Source organism: Actinoplanes sp. NPDC051411 (assembly GCF_040682075.1).
Taxonomy (GTDB): domain Bacteria; phylum Actinomycetota; class Actinomycetes; order Mycobacteriales; family Micromonosporaceae; genus Actinoplanes.
Window position 1 is genome coordinate 140,753 of the sequence record NZ_JBFBAD010000007.1, and the last position, 15,247, is coordinate 155,999.

The following is a 15,247-nucleotide window of genomic DNA, read 5'->3' on the forward strand; positions in this document are numbered from 1 at the left end:
CGGCCCGGCGGCCAGTCCAGCCCTCTTTCATTAGTGGAGACCTCGTTGTCTTTGCACATCCCGACGTGGGCCCGGCGCCTGCGACGTACGGCCGGAATCGCCGGCCTGACCCTCGCGGTGACCGTCGGTGTCGTCAGCGTTCCGGCGGCCGCGAACGCCGCCCCCAAGGCGCGAAAAGCACAGATGCAGACCGAGAAGTCGGTACCGGCCGGCCCTCGAGCGAAGATCAAGAAAAGGCCGGCCAATCCGGTCGTGGCGGCGCGCCTGACCGCGCCGGGTCCGGTCGCCTGGCCCGCCGCGAGCGACCGCGTGGTCAAGGTGGCCGGCAAAGCAGCCTCACCGGCGACGCCGATCGCGGTCACCGGGTCGGCGTCGGCGCCGTCGACCGTACGCGTACGCACGCTGGACCACGCGGCTTCGGAGAAGTTCGGTTCGCCGCTTGGGTTCCAGCTCTCCCGGGCCGACGGCGGAACGGCCGGCGGCACGGTGGACGTCGCGGTCTCGTACGACGCGGTCGCCCAGGCCTACGGTGCGGACTACGCTTCCCGGCTGCGGCTGGCGACCGTACCCGCATGCGCGCAGACGACTCCGGCCGCCGCCGCCTGCCAGCCGGTTCCCGTCCCGTCGGCCAATCACCCGGCCACCGGAACCGTCACGGCCGATGTGGCCCTCGCTCCGGCGGCTGCCATGACCACGCTGACGTTGACCTCGGGTCCGAGCGGTGACGCCGGTGACTTCACGGCGACGCCGCTCAAGGCGTCCTCGACCTGGAGCGCCGGCGGCCAGTCCGGCGACTTCAGCTGGTCCTATCCGATGCGCGTGCCTCCGGCGCTGAACGGGCCCGCCCCGGACGTCGAGCTCGGCTACTCGTCGCAGTCGGTGGACGGTGAACTGGGCGCCACCAACAACCAGCCGGGCCAGATCGGCGAGGGTTTCTCGTACGACCCCGGCTCGATCTCGCGTACGTACAAGCCGTGCGCCGCCGACATGGGCGGCGGCGCGACCAACACCACCAAGACCGGCGACCTGTGCTGGGGGACCGACAACGCGACCCTCTCGCTCAGCGGGCACTCCGGTGAGTTGATCAAGGACGACAGCGGCGCCGGCTGGCATCTGAAGAGCGACGACAACACCAAGATTCAGAAGCTGAACGACACCAGCCTCGCCAACGGCGACAAGGACGGCGAGTACTGGCTGGTCACCACCACGGACGGGACGAAGTACTACTTCGGCCTCAACCACCTTCAGGGCTGGACGAGCGGCAAGCCGGTCACCAACTCGGTCAACACCGTGCCGGTGTACGGCAACAACTCCGGTGAAGCGTGCTACGACCCCACCTTCTCCAAGGCGTTCTGCGACCAGGCGTGGCAGTGGAACCTCGACTACGTCGTCGACCCGCGCGGTAACACCGAGTCGCTCTGGTACACGCCGGAGAAGAACTACTACGCGCGCGACAACACCTCGTCGACGGTCTCGCAGTACGTCCGCGGCAGCTACCTGACCGAAATCGACTACGGCACCGACCAGCGCACCACCAAGACCGACAGCGACCTCACCGGCAAGGCCCCGATGAAGGTCGTGTTCGGCGCGGCCGACCGGTGCCTCAAGGACGCCGTCTGCGACCTCGCGCATCCGGCGAGCTGGCCGGACGTGCCGTGGGACCAGAACTGCACGTCGAGCACCTCGTGCAAGGACTTCTCCCCGACGTTCTTCACCCAGAAGCGGCTCGACACGGTCACCACATATGTGCTCAACTCCGGTAAGACGGGCTGGGACCCGGTCGAGAAGTGGACGCTGCACCAGAGCTACCCCGACCCCGGTGACCGTACCCGGGCCGGCCTCTGGCTGGACTCGATCTCGCACGCCGGCATCTACGGCGGCGCGAACACCACCATGCCCGACGTCCAGTTCACCGGCATCCAGCTGCAGAACCGCGTCGACACCCAGAACGACAACCTGGCGAAGATGAACTGGTGGCGGATCTCGTCCATCCTCACCGAGACCGGCGAACTGATCGGGGTCACCTACTCCGCCAAGGACTGCGCGGTCGGCTCGACACCCGCCCCGGACAACAACAGCACACGCTGCTATCCGGTGTGGTGGACCAGACCGGGCAACATGAACCCGAGCATCGACTGGTTCAACAAATACGTCGTCACCAGCATCTCCGAGAACGACCAGACCGGTGGTGGACCACGCGTCTACACCGAGTACAAGTACGACTCGACCGGCCCGATGTGGCACTACGACGACGACAACGGCCTAGTTAAGGACGCCCAGAAGACCTGGGGCCAGTGGCGCGGCTACTCGACGGTCACGACGACCGTCGGTGACGCCGGCGACCCGCAGACGCAGACCAAAACCCTCTTCTTCCAGGGTATGAACGGCGACAAGACGTCGACCGGAACCCGTACGGTCAATGTCGTCGACTCGGCCAAGAAGGCGGTTCCCGACGACGACCCCTTCGCCGGGCAGGTCCGTGAGCAGATCATCTACAACGGGGCCGGCGGTGACGAGTTGTCGGGCGTCATCAACGACATGTGGAAGTCCGCGAAGCCGACGGCCACCCGCAAGATCGCCGGCTACACCAAGTCGGCCTACCACACCGGCATCTCGGCCACGTACAACCGGGCCGCGCTCGACGGCGGCCGCGGCTACCAGCGCACTGAGACCGACACCACGTTCGACGACACGTACGGGCAGCCGACCCAGATCCTCGACAAGGGCGACACCAGCCGCACCGACGACGACATCTGCACGGTCAACACGTACGACCGCAACACCGGCCTGAACATTTTGGACACCGTCGAGCGGATCCAGAAGTTCACCTCGTCCTGCGCCACCCCGGCCAGCGAGAGCGGCGTCATCTCCGACGAGGAGGACAGCTTCGACGGCCTCGGGTTCGGCGCTGCCCCCACCTTCGGCGACATCAGCAAGGTGCAGAAGGCCAAGGCCTGGACCAGTCCGACCAACATCACCTGGATCACGGTCAGCACGTCGGCCTTCGACGCGTACGGCCGCGAGAACGACAACGCCGATGTGCGGGGCAACCACACGGTTACCGTGTACACCCCGGCCTCCGGCGGGCCGGTAACGCAGACGACGAAGACGGCTGGGCCGAACAACTGGGTCACGACCACCGACATCAATCCGGCCTGGGGTCTGCCGACGGACACCGTCGACCTGAACCACAAGCGCAACGATGTCACCTACGACGGCCTGGGCCGGAAGACCGGCGTCTGGCTGGCCAACCGGACCAAGGCGGCACCGGCGAGCCAGTCGGCCAGCGCGACGTTCAGCTACCAGGTCAGCCAGGCCGACAACGTGCCGACCGTCGTCACCACCAAGGTGATCAACGCGACCGGCAACTACAACACCACGTACGCCCTCTACGACGGCCTGCTGCGCGATCGCCAGCAGCAGAAGGCCGGCATCGCCCCGTCGAAGGACTCGGCCGCGGGCACGGTCATCACCGACACGCTCTACAACTCGCTCGGCGAGAAGGTGCGCACCGACGGGCCGTACTTCAACGGCAACGTCAGCGCGTCGGCGGCGCTGGTGGCGCGGCCGGTCAACGAGACCTCGGTCGATTCCGCGACCACTGACACCTACGACGGAGCCGGTCGTGTGGTCGCCGAGTCCACCTTGGTGAACAACTTCACCAAGTGGTCGACGACGACGTACTACGGCGGCGACCACACCGACGTCACCCCGCCAGCCGGTGGCACCCCCACCTCGACGATCACCGACGCGCTGGGCCGCACCGTCGAGACCCGGGAGTACCCCGCGACGACGCCCACCGGCAGCGTCTACAACTCGTCGAAGACCACGTATAACGCCAAGGGCCGGCGTTCGGCCGCCACCGACGACGTGGGCAACCGCTGGACCTTCACATACGACCTGCTCGGTCGCACGATCCAGCAGACCGACCCCGACTCGGGCGACACGACCTCCACCTACAGCGACGCCGGCGACGTACTGACCACCGCGGACGCCAACAACACGGCCGATCCCAGCCACAATCCCGTCCTGGTCTACGACTACGACGCGCTGGGCCGGAAGATCGGCGAATACCTCGGTTCCAAGACCGGCACCAAGCTGGCCAACTGGACCTATGACACCGTTTCCCAGGGGCAGCTCGGCTCTTCGAGCTCGTTCGTCAACGGCAACGAGTACAAATCCGCCATCATCGGCTACACGCCGCTGTACAAGGCGGCCGGCACAACCGTCACGCTGCCGCCGTCCGAGGGCAGCCTCGCCGGCTCATACACGGTCAGCTCGACCTACGACGTCGACGGGTCCGTCAACAGCATCAGCCTGCCAGCCACCGGCGACCTGCCCTCGGAGAACCTCAACTACTCCTACAACCAGGCCGACGGGCATGCGTACAGCCTGAAGACCGACTTCGGCACCACCACCAAACAAATCGTCTACGGCACCCAGTACACCAGCTACGGCGAACAGGCGATCACCACCTTCAGCGACAGCATGACGTCGCCGTGGGCTCAGCAGGTTCTGACTTACGAACCGGGGACTCGCCGTCTCGTCGAGAACAAGACGCTGCACTCGGTCGGCGCCTCCACTGTGGCCGACGTCCACTCGACCTACGACCCGGCCGGCAACATCACCGAACTGGCCGACACCCCGGGCGCCGGCACCTCCGAGATCCAGTGCTTCACCTACGACAGCCTCCGCCGGCTGACCCAGGCCTGGACGCCCGGTACCGACGACTGCTCGGCCACGCCCAGTGCCACCATGCTCGGCGGGGCCGCGCCGTACTGGAAGTCCTGGACCTTCGACGGCACCGGTGTGGACAACAGCACCGGCAACCGGCTGTCCGAGACCACCCATACCACCGGAGGCGACACCGTCGTCGCTTCCGCTTACAGCGACCCCGCGCATCCGCACGCAGTCACGGCGACGACCACCAACGGTGCCGCGACCGGCAGCTTCGCCTACGACCCCGACGGCAACACCACCAGCCGCCCCGGCACCACCGGCCAGCAGACCCTCACCTGGGACCGGCACGGCCACCTCGCCTCGGTGACGGATGCCTCCGGCACCTCCACGTACATCTACGACGCCGACGGCGACCGTCTGATGGAGCACGACTCCACCGGCACGACCGCTTACCTGGATGGGGCCGAGCTGCGGCTGCATACGTCCGACGGCGCCAAGACGGCCGTACGGTATTACAGCTTCAACGGCCAGACCGTCGCGCAACGCAACGCTGCGGGTTTGCAGTTCTTGACCGGCGACGCGCACGGCACCAGCTCCGTGGCCATCGCCGACACCGCCGCCGAGGCCGTGACCAAGCGGTACCAGGATCCCTACGGCAACGCGGTCGGGCCTGCGGTCGCATGGACCGGCACGAAGACCTTCGTCGGCGGTGACCAGGACACGACCGGGCTGATCCACGAGGGCGCCCGCGAGTACGACCCGGCGTTGGGCCGGTTCGTCTCGGTCGATCCGCTCCAGGACCTCAGCGATCCGCAGCAGTGGAACGGCTACGCCTACGCGGGCAACAACCCGATTCTCAACACCGACCCCAGCGGGACCATGTATCCCGCGGACGGCGGTGCCGGTTACCAGGGCAAGGCGGTTCCGCCCACGGTACACAACCCCCGCCTGGGCAACATTCTGGACGGCATCTATGCCCGGTCCCAGACGAGGGCCGAAGGTCTGGCAGGCGACGGAAAGCTGGGCACGGCGATCCGGGCCGAGATCACGGGTGGTCGGATGGTCCGGGGCGGTGGCGGCACCGACAGCGACAAAATCAGATGGCACTACCAGAAGGGAGCGGAGGAATTTCAAGCGCTCAGTAAACTACTGAATGGTGACCGGAAAGCGAGTTTAAACGGAGGATCTGGGCTCCTGACCGATGCCGAGCGAGAAATCGCACTCAGCGAAGCAAAAGAGCTGTGGGACGCCTTGAATACCGACGAGGGAAACAGCGGATTTACCGCAAGGATGTCTGAGACGGAGTCCGGCAAGGCGTCGCTGGAAACCGGAAAGCGTATTCTGAAGCTGGCGACCGAAAATAATCCCGCAAATGCGGAGATCACCGGCGCCACCTACGAACCGAGAATTCGTGACGGTGAAATCAAAGGGATGTCGCAGACTTCCGGCGCGAAGTTCTCGGGCGTGGCCGGCGCTCTCAGCGTCGTCGGTGACATCGATATGGCCCATCAGTTCGGTAAGGCGCTCTCCTCGGACGACCCCAACGCCATCCCGGAGTTCGAATGCAGCATGGGCATTCCGTGCGCCGGGCCGATCGGCACGGACAATGCGGGAAATGTCTACACCCGGGACAATCAAGGTAACGTTCACGTGACCCCTGCGGCGTGATCGCAAGTTCGGTGGGTCCTGAAGCGGCAGGCGTAGAGGAAGGTGCCATGGCGGGAATTCTTGGCGACTTCGGTGAGCTAGTATGGAGGCATTTCTGGGAGGCTAGAGAGCCGATCGTCGAGTTGATTCGTCTCGCCGTGTGGGGCGAGACCGAGTTCGACGATCCTCCTCAGCAGCCCCTGTACTCCGAATATGTAACGCAGGTGGTGGGGCCGATGTTCAAGGATCGGCTTGGTCATGTGCCGCTCGACCGGGACCTTCTCGAGCGATTTGCCCAGTTCCTCCGGGCAGCGATGGCCGTCGAGGGGGAGCAGAAGTTCGCGTTCGACTACGCCATCGAAATGCATCTGCTCTACCTGATCGACGACGCACCGGCGGCGGCGGCCATGAGGGAGGTTGATCCCGAACTGGTCACCATGGTCCAGCAAAGGTATGGCGTCTGGCTCGACCGCTGACGTGTGAACCAAACAGGCGAAGCTCCGGCCGATCGGCCGGAGCTTCGTCGTTTACCGGCTAGCCGAAGGGCTGCAGGAAGCGGTGAAGTTGCGCTCGGCTGGTCCGGACCTTGATCGCAAAAGGTGTCTAGACTCGGTTCAGCCGATCGTAATATCCAGCGGCGATTTTCAAGGCTTCGTTCAGCGCAGCCGGCGCCACGAGGACGGCCGCGCTTCCAAGACGTCTAAGCTGGCGACCGTCTATCCGAATACGCGACACCAGTTCAACGGTCGGCCGTGGCGACGCTGCCGGTGCCATGGACGGTGGGCGTGCTGGCCGACCGGAGCGATGCCCAGATCACGGTCACGGCGCAGGTCAACACGAACCAGGACCCCGCGATCGCGTACCTCTACCTCGACGAGTCGACGCCGGTCGACGTCCTGTTGTACTCGTCGATGGCCGACACCCCGATGGGCACTGAACACCACGCCCTTCTTCCGGCGCGTGGACAACGGATTCGCCGCGCGGTCGACGCTCCAGGTCGGCGAGCGGCCGACCCCGAACGGGTGGTTCGTGGGATCGTTCCTCCTCCCCGGCAACTTCCGCAAGGACGACGGCGTCTATTCCGTGCGGCCGCCCTCGATCTTCGCCCGGGGCTCGGAGGACCAGGCCGCACTCCAGGGCTATGCCTGTTGGCGCGCAATGCCAGCCTGGACGCGTCCACAATGGGAGTCGCCCGGGCGATGACCGTAGTGGCCTTTCCTACGCTGGCGATGTAACTTCGTGGCTCAGGGTGCCACCGACACAGTTGCAGCCAGGGCGCGTCAGGCGGTACGGGCTGCGCTGCGCACATGGAGGCGGATCGCGCCGAGGCAATGAAGAGGTTGAAGTCACTTAACAGTGAGAGCCGCTGAGGACGGTTGCCAGCAGCTGCATCGCCTGTGAGATCGGCTCGGCCAAGTCCTCACGCCCAGCCAGGGCCCTCAGCAAGGCGTATCCGTCACGGCCCGGGAATCGACCAACGCCTCCCGGGTGGCCGGGTCGTCCCAATCTACGACGGGTTTCGCCGCGCTGGCGTAGTCGTCGGCGCAGCTCAGCGCCGCCCGCAGCAACCGGCTCAGGTCCGGCCCGGCCGTTTTGAGTAGACCGCGGATCGCCGAGCGGATCAGCGTGACGGTGTCCATCGTCGCGACCGCGTCATACAACGGCGTGGAATCCAGCACCTGCCGCCGGCCCAGCAACCCGGCCTCCCGCGCCGCGGCGAACGCGACCTCGAAGATCCGGTCCGGGCGATCCGAGCGGCGCAGCCGTTCCCGCATATCGACCAGCACGGTGTGCGCGAACCCGGCCCGGCCGACATCCCAGCCACCAGCCCCGGCCGCATACCGCCAGCGGGCGTCGAAGGTGAACCGGTCGACCGCCTCGCGGTCTGACAGCCCTTCCAGACGCTGCAGGACCATCACCACCGCGACCACGGACGGCGGCACCTACGGGCGGCCGACCTGGGCGAACAGATCGCTGAACAGGCCATCAGGAAACAACCGGTCACGATTTTCGTGAAGGAATACGAAGATCGAGTTCGACGGCAACGTCACCAACAGCCTCGAAACCCGATGGCACGCCGCCCAGGCCCACGCCCCGCGACGACATCTGTACGCCGCCTGAACACAACCCTGCCGGCTGACCGGCGAACGACGAAAGCCACCTACCCACCATGACCAAACCGAGAAGGCCCGGACCGCCCAGTGGCCCGGGCCTTCTCCCGTCCGCGCCTATGACGGGTCCGCGGAAGCAGCCACCCCCACCTTCTACCGGCTGCAAAGCCGTCGGGGTCAACCGGGGCCAGCGGAAGGCAAACGATCTTGTGCTCCCAATTCGCTCCCATTGTAAGGAGCAAGACGCAAACAGCCCGTTACCGATTTTACGGCAACAGGCATGTGACCTGCGCAAACTCTTGTGGGCGATACTGGGATCGAACCAGTGACCTCTCCGGTGTGAACGGAGCGCTCTCCCGCTGAGCTAATCGCCCTCAACGGGACCAGACTCTACTAGACGTGGCGCCCGCGCGGCGAATCAGGGGTCAGTGACTCGCCAGCCAGTCTCGGCTTTCGGCGATCAGGTCGACGCCGAAGCTCAGGCGGACCGAGCCCCAGACGACGGCGCCGACGAAGAGCAGCCCGACGGCGCCGATCACGGCTCGTGCGGGCCAGGACCGCCGGCCGACCCATCGGGTCCAGCTTTGGACCTGGCGTTTGGTGAAGTCGAGGAGTTTTTTGGCCCAGGTGAACTCGATGGCCCAGATGGCCAGGCCGACAATCACGATCGCCCAGCCGGGGCCGGGGAACGGGATCAGGATGATGCCGAGGGCGATGACCAGAGCGCCCAGAACTCCGACGCCGATGCGCAGGGCGAGGCGGCCGGTCGGGTTGGCCCGGATCTTGTTGAGGATGCGTCCCGGCGAACGATCTTCGTCCGCTTCTGTGCCCATTTCATCCCCCAGTGTTCCCGGGCCCCGTCACTACCCGGGAGGAATGGACGTTACCGGAGTAAGTCAACTGCTGGACCACCCGACGCCGGGCGGAACCGAGTACACGGGCAGAACTGGACAAGATATCGCTTTTCATCTTGTGCGAAGAGCTTTTCGGGATCGTCTTCCCACTACTGGGTGAGATCAGCGTATGGCGGAGCGTAATGACAGGGATCACCTGAGTATGGGAAACGCGGGGTTCACCAGCCTCGCAGCGGTGCCGGGGGGAGTTCGTCCATGAGTACCATTCGTCCAACGACCGTCGAGGTCGAGACCTCGCTGCGGCTCGTAGCGCCTGATGCCACGGCTCTGCCCGTGCGCGCCAGTCTCCGCTACGACCCGGCGGACCCGTACGCGGTCCACGTGTTGTTCCACGCAGAATCAGCCGGTGGGGAAGCCGTGAGCTGGTCCTTTGCGCGGGAACTGCTCGTGACCGGGCTCGATGAGCCGGCGGGTATCGGCGACGTCCGGGTGTGGCCGTGGGCCACGCCTCGGGGGGATTTCGTCGCCTTGGCGCTGTCGTCGCCTGACGGCAACGCGCTGTTCGAGGTGCCGCGAAGTGTCCTGGTCCGATTCCTGCGGCGCACCTATGTGGTGGTGCCCCGCGGACGGGAATCGGAGCATCTGGACGTCGATGCGGCGGTGAACCGGCTTCTCGCCGGGCGTTAAGGAAATCGCCGAGGGCGATCCGCTCGGACACTGCCGGTCCGGACGGGTCGCCCTTTCCATGCATGAATCCGACACTAGGGCGAATAGCGGAATCCGCGGGAAGAAACGCTGGATATTCGGGCAACTATTCACCCGGCCCACGTTTCCCAGGGCAAACGAGGGGCGAACACATGGTGCGCCCCTTGTCAGCGCCGGTTACGGTCGGCCCGATGTCCTCTGTTGACGAGATCGCGGACATAACCGCGCCGACGATCGTCCCGCCCGGCTGGGCGGGCGTCGGTACCTGCGCGCTCGACGCCGACGGCACCTTCGGGCCGCGGCTGCTCTCTCACCACGTGCTGATGTTGACCACCGCCGGGCACGGCCTGGTCGAGGTCGACTTCACGACACTGAACTGCCGGCCGGGCACCCTGCTGTGGGCGCATGCCGGCCAGGCCCTCCGTCTTCCCACCCCGGGTCTCGACGCCTCGTTCGTGACCTTCGAGCCGCGGCTGGCCCGCCAGCCCGAGCCGGACGGCGTCCGGCACTGGCAGCTCGAGGGCGAGGACGAAGACGCGGTGATCAGCGACTTCTCCCAGCTGGCGGTCGACTGCGAGCGACATAGCCCGGGGCCCCTGGCGGCCGCTCTCCTCCATCACCAGCTGACCGTGCTCCAGCTGCGGATCGCGCTGCTGTCCGAGCACGACGGCGCCGGAGCGTCCGGGCCGGAGACGCGCACCTACGCGCACTTCTCCCGGCTGCTGGAGGAGGGCCATCCCAACAGCCGCCGGGTCGAGGACTATGCGGCCGATCTCGGCTGCTCGGTGCGGACACTCACCCGCGCGTGCCTCGCGGTCACCGGGCGTACGGCGAAGCAGGTCGTCGACGACCGGGTCTCCCTGCAGGCCCGGCGACTGCTCGCCTGCACGCCGCTGTCGGTCGCCGAGGTCGGCCGCCACCTGGGCTTTCCGGAGCCGACCAACTTCGGCCGCTTCTTCCACCGCGAGGTCGGCACGAGCCCGGGCCAGTTCCGCTCCGAGGCGGTCTCCAACGGGCGGGCGACGGTGCCCGCGCAGCGACGATCGCCTGACTGACGGTAATTCCCACAAATCCGTGGGGTATGTGCGTCGTCGATCACCCGAAGGAGCATGATGGGTGAGTGCAGATCTCCGCGCGGGGCGACTATGCGGTCCGGGCCGCCCTCAGTTTGGCGCAGGCCTACCCGTCGCTGATGTCGGCCCAGGCCATCGCTCAAGATCAGGACATGCCCCGCAAGTTCCTGGAGGCGGTCCTCGCCGATCTGCGGCGCGCCGGGGTGGTGCGGGCTCAGCGCGGCGCCGAGGGTGGTTACACACTGTCGCAGCCGCCGCGTGACGTGACGATCGGTCAGATCCTCCGGGCGGTCGACGGGCCGCTCGCGGGCGTACGCGGTCTGCGGCCGGAAGAGACGCGCTATGAGGGAGCGGCGGAAAACCTGCCCAACCTGTGGGTGGCGGTGCGCGCCGCGGTCCGCGAGGTGGTCGACGAGGTGAGCCTGGCCGAGCTGATCAGCGGCCGCATGCCGGCTCACGTCCGCAAGCTGACCACGCGCCCCGACGCCTGGCAGCCCCGCTGAACCGAGCGGTTTGTAAAACTCGCAGAACGGGAACCGGTCGCCCATCCGACGAACCACTTGGGAGGGACGACCGATGGCCCTTTTGTTCCGAAGTCGCAAGAAGTTCGGGCCGCTCATCCTGAACTTCACCGAGCACGGCTTCTCCTCATGGAGCATCAAGATCGGCCGCTGGTCGTGGAACTCACGCACCCGCGCCAACCGCGTCGACCTGCCCGGCCCGCTCTCCTGGCGCCAGAACAAGTCGCGCAGCCGGAGCTGACCAGCTCCGGGGCGAAAGTGCCCCGGAGTCAGGCTGCCTCGATCACGACGTCGCCCCCGAGCCGCCCGTGCTCGGGGCTGCGCGTCACCGCCCCCGAGTCGATCAGCGTGTGCAGCAGCCGCACGGCGTCCGCCGCGCGATAGATCGTCTCGGTCAGCGCGTACGTCTTCAGTTCGGTGACGGTCGCCGGGCCGCTCGCGGCCAGGTGGGCCAGCACCTCGCGGCGCAGCGGCCCCGGATGCGGCGTCAGCGAGATGTCGATCAGATGCCGGTCGGGGTCGCCCGGGTCGCGGTAGCGGACGCCCGCGTATTCGTCGACCGCCCACAGCGCGTCCTTGAACCCCTCGAGGCTCTTGCCCGAGGTGGTGCCGAACGCGAGCACCTGCCCGGGTTCCTCCCCGGTCGCCATCTCGACCTCGGTGAACAGCGGCCACCCGGCCCGGTAGGCCCCGGCCGACGCCCCGGCCGGCAGGACCAGGAGGACCTCCGCCGGCTTTCCACCGGCCAGGGCGGCCACGGTGGTCGCGGCCGGGGGCTCGCTCGCGCTCGCGTCGAGATAACCCAACAGGGGTACGCGGTGAGCACCGAGCGCCTTCAGCCCGACCTCGAGCCGCTCGTCGGTGCGGCCGGTGATCGTGTGCACGGCGAACCCGGCCGCCGCGCCCGCTTCCTGCTGGGCCCGTTTGAGCCGCTCCTCGACCGGAGCGAGATCAGTCCCGATCACCACCATGGACAGTTCCCGCCCGCGCGCGAGGTCGCGCTGGTCGGCCAGGACGCGTACCGCCTCCTCGGCCGCCGCCCCGCCGTCGGCGTCGGCGTAACCGTGTGCGTAGGCGACCCGCCGCCCGCGGTGCAGCGCGGCCGGGGCCCACGCTTCCAGATGACGAACGAGCAGCTCACGCTTGACTGCGGCAACGGACATACCCGCTTTCTACCGTGTTCGGAAGCCGCAGGCCAGTTCGGGTTTAGCGGCTGCGGACTTGTACCTAACGTATTCGTGTGAGCACTATGGGCTTGTGGCCCCTCCACTCGCCGAACTCACCGCGCAGGCGCAGACCCTGACGTCCGCGGGTGATCTCGCGGGCGCACGGCGGGTGCTGGCGACCGTTCTGCACTCCGAGCCGGCCCCCGATCCGGGCCGGGCCACCCCCGATCTCGCGCTCGCCGCCGCCCTGCACGCCCGCATCCTGATCGCCCTCGGCGACCCGCACGCCGCCCGCATGTGGGCCGGTTACGCCCACGCGGCGGAGGAACGGCTGCACGGCCCGCACGACGAGCGCACGATGGCGGCGGCCGCGACCCACGCCGCGGTGCTCCAGCGGGTCGGGCACTACGGCCGGGCCGTCCAGGTCTATCACCAACTGCTCGGCGACCTGACCGAGGTGGAGGGTCCCGACTCGCCCCGGGTGCTGGCCGCCGAGGCCGACCTGGCAACCGCCGAGCACTCGGCCGGGCACTGCTCGGCCGCCCGCTCCCGGCTGGCCGCGGCGTGGCGGCGGCACCGGGCGGCGTTCGGCGACGCCGCCCCGGCCGGCATCAAGATGCTGGCCCGGCTGGGCTCGATGGAGAGGGAGTGCGGCCGGCTCAGGGAGTCGGGCGAGCACTTCGCGATGGCCCAGGAACTGTGCGCGCGCTACCTGCCGGCCGACCATCCGCTGGTCGCCCAGGTCACCCGGCTCGCCACCGCGCCACCGTCCGGGCGGCACACATGCGGCCGGGTCGCCCAGTCCGCCGGCCCGCAAGACCGGTCCGCCACGCAGCAGCGACCGTCCCGTGCCCAGCCGCACGACCCGCCGGGCACGCAACCGTTCCGCGCTCAGCCGCACGACCCGACGACCACGCAACCGTTCCGCGCTCAGCCGCACGACCCGACGACCACGCGCCCGATCCCGGGCGAGCCGCAGGAGTCGCCGGCCGCCCGGCAAGGGCCGTTCCCCGGCCCGCTGCAAGACCCGGCGACCGCGCAAACAGGACCCTATCCGGGCCAGCCGCAAGGACCGGCGACTGCGCGGACAGGGCCGCACCCGGAACAGGCGCAAGACCGGCCGGCCGGGCGCCGGCGGCCGTTCGGGCGCCGTCCGAGTGCCGGGTCGCAAGATGCGCCGACCGTGCAACAGCAGCCGTTCCCGCGCCGCCCGACCGTGCCCGGCCCCGACGAGTTCCCGCCCGACGACCCCGGCGGCGCGCCCGACAACCGGCCCACCGACCCCAACGGCTCGATCTATCAGCAGCCGCTCTATCTGGCCGACGTGCACCAGGTCCCGGGCGACCTGACCGGCCGCCACGCCCGCGCCGACACGCCGCCGCCACTGCCGGGTCAGCGGGCCCCCGAGTACGGCCCCGATGGCCGGCCCCAACCGGTCGGCACCGCGGCGACCGGCACCCGCACACTCCCGCCCAATTCGGAGCGGCTCCTTCCCGTACGGAAAGAGAAGCCCGACCCGTCGCGCAGCCGTCAGCCCTTCATCCTGGCCGCCGTCCTGGTCGGCGGGGTGGCCGCGGCGGCGGCCGTGGTGTTGCTGACCCTGCCCGACGCGGACGGTGCCGTGGGTCCGAGCGCGCCCGTGACCACCCCGCCGGCCTCGGCGGCGACGACCTCCCCGGCGCCCGCGGCCAGTGCCACCAGCCCGGTCCCACCCGCCGACCCGGGCGCGCCGACCGCGGTCAAGCTGCGCGACAACCGTGACAGCGTGATGCTGAGCTGGCACTACCCGAAGGGCGCCGAGGGCCCGGTGCTGATCTCGGGCGGCCGGTCCGGGCAGCCGCAGCGGGCGTTCCAGCAGCTGCCGGCCGGCACCGACAACTACGTCGTCTACGGGCTCAACGACGCGCAGAACTACTGCTTCACGATCGCCGTCGCCTACGCGACCAACCACATCGCAGACTCGCAGCCGGTGTGCACGAAGAGGTAGCAACCTCGCCGCAACCGTTCTGGTCCCGTTCCGCACCCGCGCGCCCGGACCGTGACCCGTCACGGCATCCTCCCCGACGCTGCTGCTGATCGCCACGGCGGCGCTGCGGGAGGGCCGCATCGGCGAGGGCGGCCAGATCGCCCAGCGGGTGCGCGCCTGGGCCGAGCAGCACGAGCACCCGTTTCTGCTGGCCCGCGCCCTGACCGACCAGATGCGGGAGGTCTCGGCCAGCACCGGCGAGCCGCTGGCCCGCCAACGAACTCGACACGATCCCCGGGTTCGACATGATGAGCGGCCGAGCGCTGCGAGCGGCTGCGGCGGCGGGTCCGCGCGTACGCCTGGGGACCGATCACCGGCCGTCTGCCGGTCACCACCAGCATCGGCGTCACGACGGTGACCGGGGCCGGCCCGGCCGTCGCGGCCGTCCTCTCCCAGGCCGACCGCAATCTGTACGCCGCCAAGCGGGCCGGCCGCGACCGCGTGGTCGCCGATCCCGCTTAGTG

12 protein-coding genes and 1 tRNA gene are annotated in these 15,247 nt (G+C 68.4%); 9 read left to right on the forward strand and 4 right to left on the reverse strand.

The genetic code is table 11. From position 1 onward, the window contains the following. The first annotated feature begins 45 nt into the window (after positions 1–45). From AB0M88_RS06095 to AB0M88_RS06105, 3 genes are all read left to right on the forward strand, one after another. Positions 46–6,348: an RHS repeat-associated core domain-containing protein gene (locus AB0M88_RS06095; protein ID WP_364096101.1), complete on the forward strand. Its 6,303-nt coding sequence runs from the start codon at positions 46–48 to the stop codon at positions 6,346–6,348. 47 nt (positions 6,349–6,395) lie between these two features. Continuing rightward, positions 6,396–6,803, forward strand: a complete 408-nt coding sequence (locus tag AB0M88_RS06100) for a hypothetical protein (RefSeq protein WP_364096104.1) — start codon at positions 6,396–6,398, stop codon at positions 6,801–6,803. Between the two features lie 276 nt (positions 6,804–7,079). Continuing rightward, a complete protein-coding gene (locus AB0M88_RS06105) occupies positions 7,080–7,562 on the forward strand; it encodes a hypothetical protein (protein WP_364096107.1) in 483 nt (160 codons plus the stop codon). 204 nt (positions 7,563–7,766) lie between these two features. Here AB0M88_RS06105 and AB0M88_RS06110 read toward each other — a convergent pair whose 3' ends face one another. The 3 genes from AB0M88_RS06110 to AB0M88_RS06120 all read right to left on the reverse strand — a co-directional run bounded on the left by AB0M88_RS06110 (position 7,767) and on the right by AB0M88_RS06120 (position 9,271). Beyond that, entirely contained in the window at positions 7,767–8,258 is a 492-nt protein-coding gene (locus tag AB0M88_RS06110) for a transposase (protein WP_364096111.1), read from the reverse strand. A gap of 482 nt (positions 8,259–8,740) precedes the next feature. After that, positions 8,741–8,812: transfer RNA gene (locus AB0M88_RS06115), tRNA-Val, on the reverse strand. Positions 8,813–8,863: 51 nt separating this feature from the next. Then, positions 8,864–9,271, reverse strand: coding sequence for a TIGR02611 family protein (locus AB0M88_RS06120; RefSeq protein WP_364096114.1), 408 nt, complete (start codon positions 9,269–9,271; stop codon positions 8,864–8,866). 276 nt (positions 9,272–9,547) lie between these two features. Here AB0M88_RS06120 and AB0M88_RS06125 point away from each other — a divergent pair, with 276 nt between their 5' ends. The 4 genes from AB0M88_RS06125 to AB0M88_RS06140 all read left to right on the forward strand — a co-directional run bounded on the left by AB0M88_RS06125 (position 9,548) and on the right by AB0M88_RS06140 (position 11,832). Continuing rightward, positions 9,548–9,979: an SsgA family sporulation/cell division regulator gene (locus AB0M88_RS06125; RefSeq protein ID WP_020514863.1), complete on the forward strand. Its 432-nt coding sequence runs from the start codon at positions 9,548–9,550 to the stop codon at positions 9,977–9,979. Positions 9,980–10,188: 209 nt separating this feature from the next. Then, positions 10,189–11,052, forward strand: a complete 864-nt coding sequence (locus tag AB0M88_RS06130; RefSeq protein WP_364096117.1) for an AraC family transcriptional regulator — start codon at positions 10,189–10,191, stop codon at positions 11,050–11,052. A gap of 65 nt (positions 11,053–11,117) precedes the next feature. Further along, positions 11,118–11,573: an Rrf2 family transcriptional regulator gene (locus AB0M88_RS06135; protein WP_203727839.1), complete on the forward strand. Its 456-nt coding sequence runs from the start codon at positions 11,118–11,120 to the stop codon at positions 11,571–11,573. Positions 11,574–11,646: 73 nt separating this feature from the next. Continuing rightward, a complete protein-coding gene (locus AB0M88_RS06140) occupies positions 11,647–11,832 on the forward strand; it encodes a DUF4236 domain-containing protein (RefSeq protein ID WP_364096121.1) in 186 nt (61 codons plus the stop codon). A 28-nt stretch (positions 11,833–11,860) separates the two neighbouring features. Here the strand turns inward: AB0M88_RS06140 and AB0M88_RS06145 are convergent, their stop codons facing one another. Beyond that, the gene (locus AB0M88_RS06145; protein ID WP_364096124.1) at positions 11,861–12,754 is read right to left on the reverse strand and encodes a hypothetical protein; all 894 of its coding nucleotides are present in this window, start codon (positions 12,752–12,754) and stop codon (positions 11,861–11,863) included. A gap of 94 nt (positions 12,755–12,848) precedes the next feature. On the opposite strand from AB0M88_RS06145, the gene AB0M88_RS06150 reads away from it, so the two are divergent. Both AB0M88_RS06150 and AB0M88_RS06155 read left to right on the forward strand, forming a co-directional pair. Continuing rightward, a complete protein-coding gene (locus tag AB0M88_RS06150) occupies positions 12,849–14,744 on the forward strand; it encodes a fibronectin type III domain-containing protein (protein WP_364096127.1) in 1,896 nt (631 codons plus the stop codon). A 360-nt stretch (positions 14,745–15,104) separates the two neighbouring features. After that, positions 15,105–15,245: a diguanylate cyclase gene (locus tag AB0M88_RS06155; protein ID WP_364096166.1), complete on the forward strand. Its 141-nt coding sequence runs from the start codon at positions 15,105–15,107 to the stop codon at positions 15,243–15,245. Positions 15,246–15,247: the final 2 nt, after the last annotated feature.

Bases quoted from the DNA above. Each gene is read 5' to 3' on its own strand.
- AB0M88_RS06100 (WP_364096104.1), top strand. From the start codon at position 6,396: ATGGCGGGAATTCTTGGCGACTTCGGTGAGCTAGTATGGAGGCATTTC.
- AB0M88_RS06130 (WP_364096117.1), top strand. From the start codon at position 10,189: ATGTCCTCTGTTGACGAGATCGCGGACATAACCGCGCCGACGATCGTC.
- AB0M88_RS06145 (WP_364096124.1), bottom strand. From the start codon at position 12,754: ATGTCCGTTGCCGCAGTCAAGCGTGAGCTGCTCGTTCGTCATCTGGAA.
- AB0M88_RS06125 (WP_020514863.1), top strand. From the start codon at position 9,548: ATGAGTACCATTCGTCCAACGACCGTCGAGGTCGAGACCTCGCTGCGG.
- AB0M88_RS06120 (WP_364096114.1), bottom strand. From the start codon at position 9,271: ATGGGCACAGAAGCGGACGAAGATCGTTCGCCGGGACGCATCCTCAAC.
- AB0M88_RS06140 (WP_364096121.1), top strand. From the start codon at position 11,647: ATGGCCCTTTTGTTCCGAAGTCGCAAGAAGTTCGGGCCGCTCATCCTG.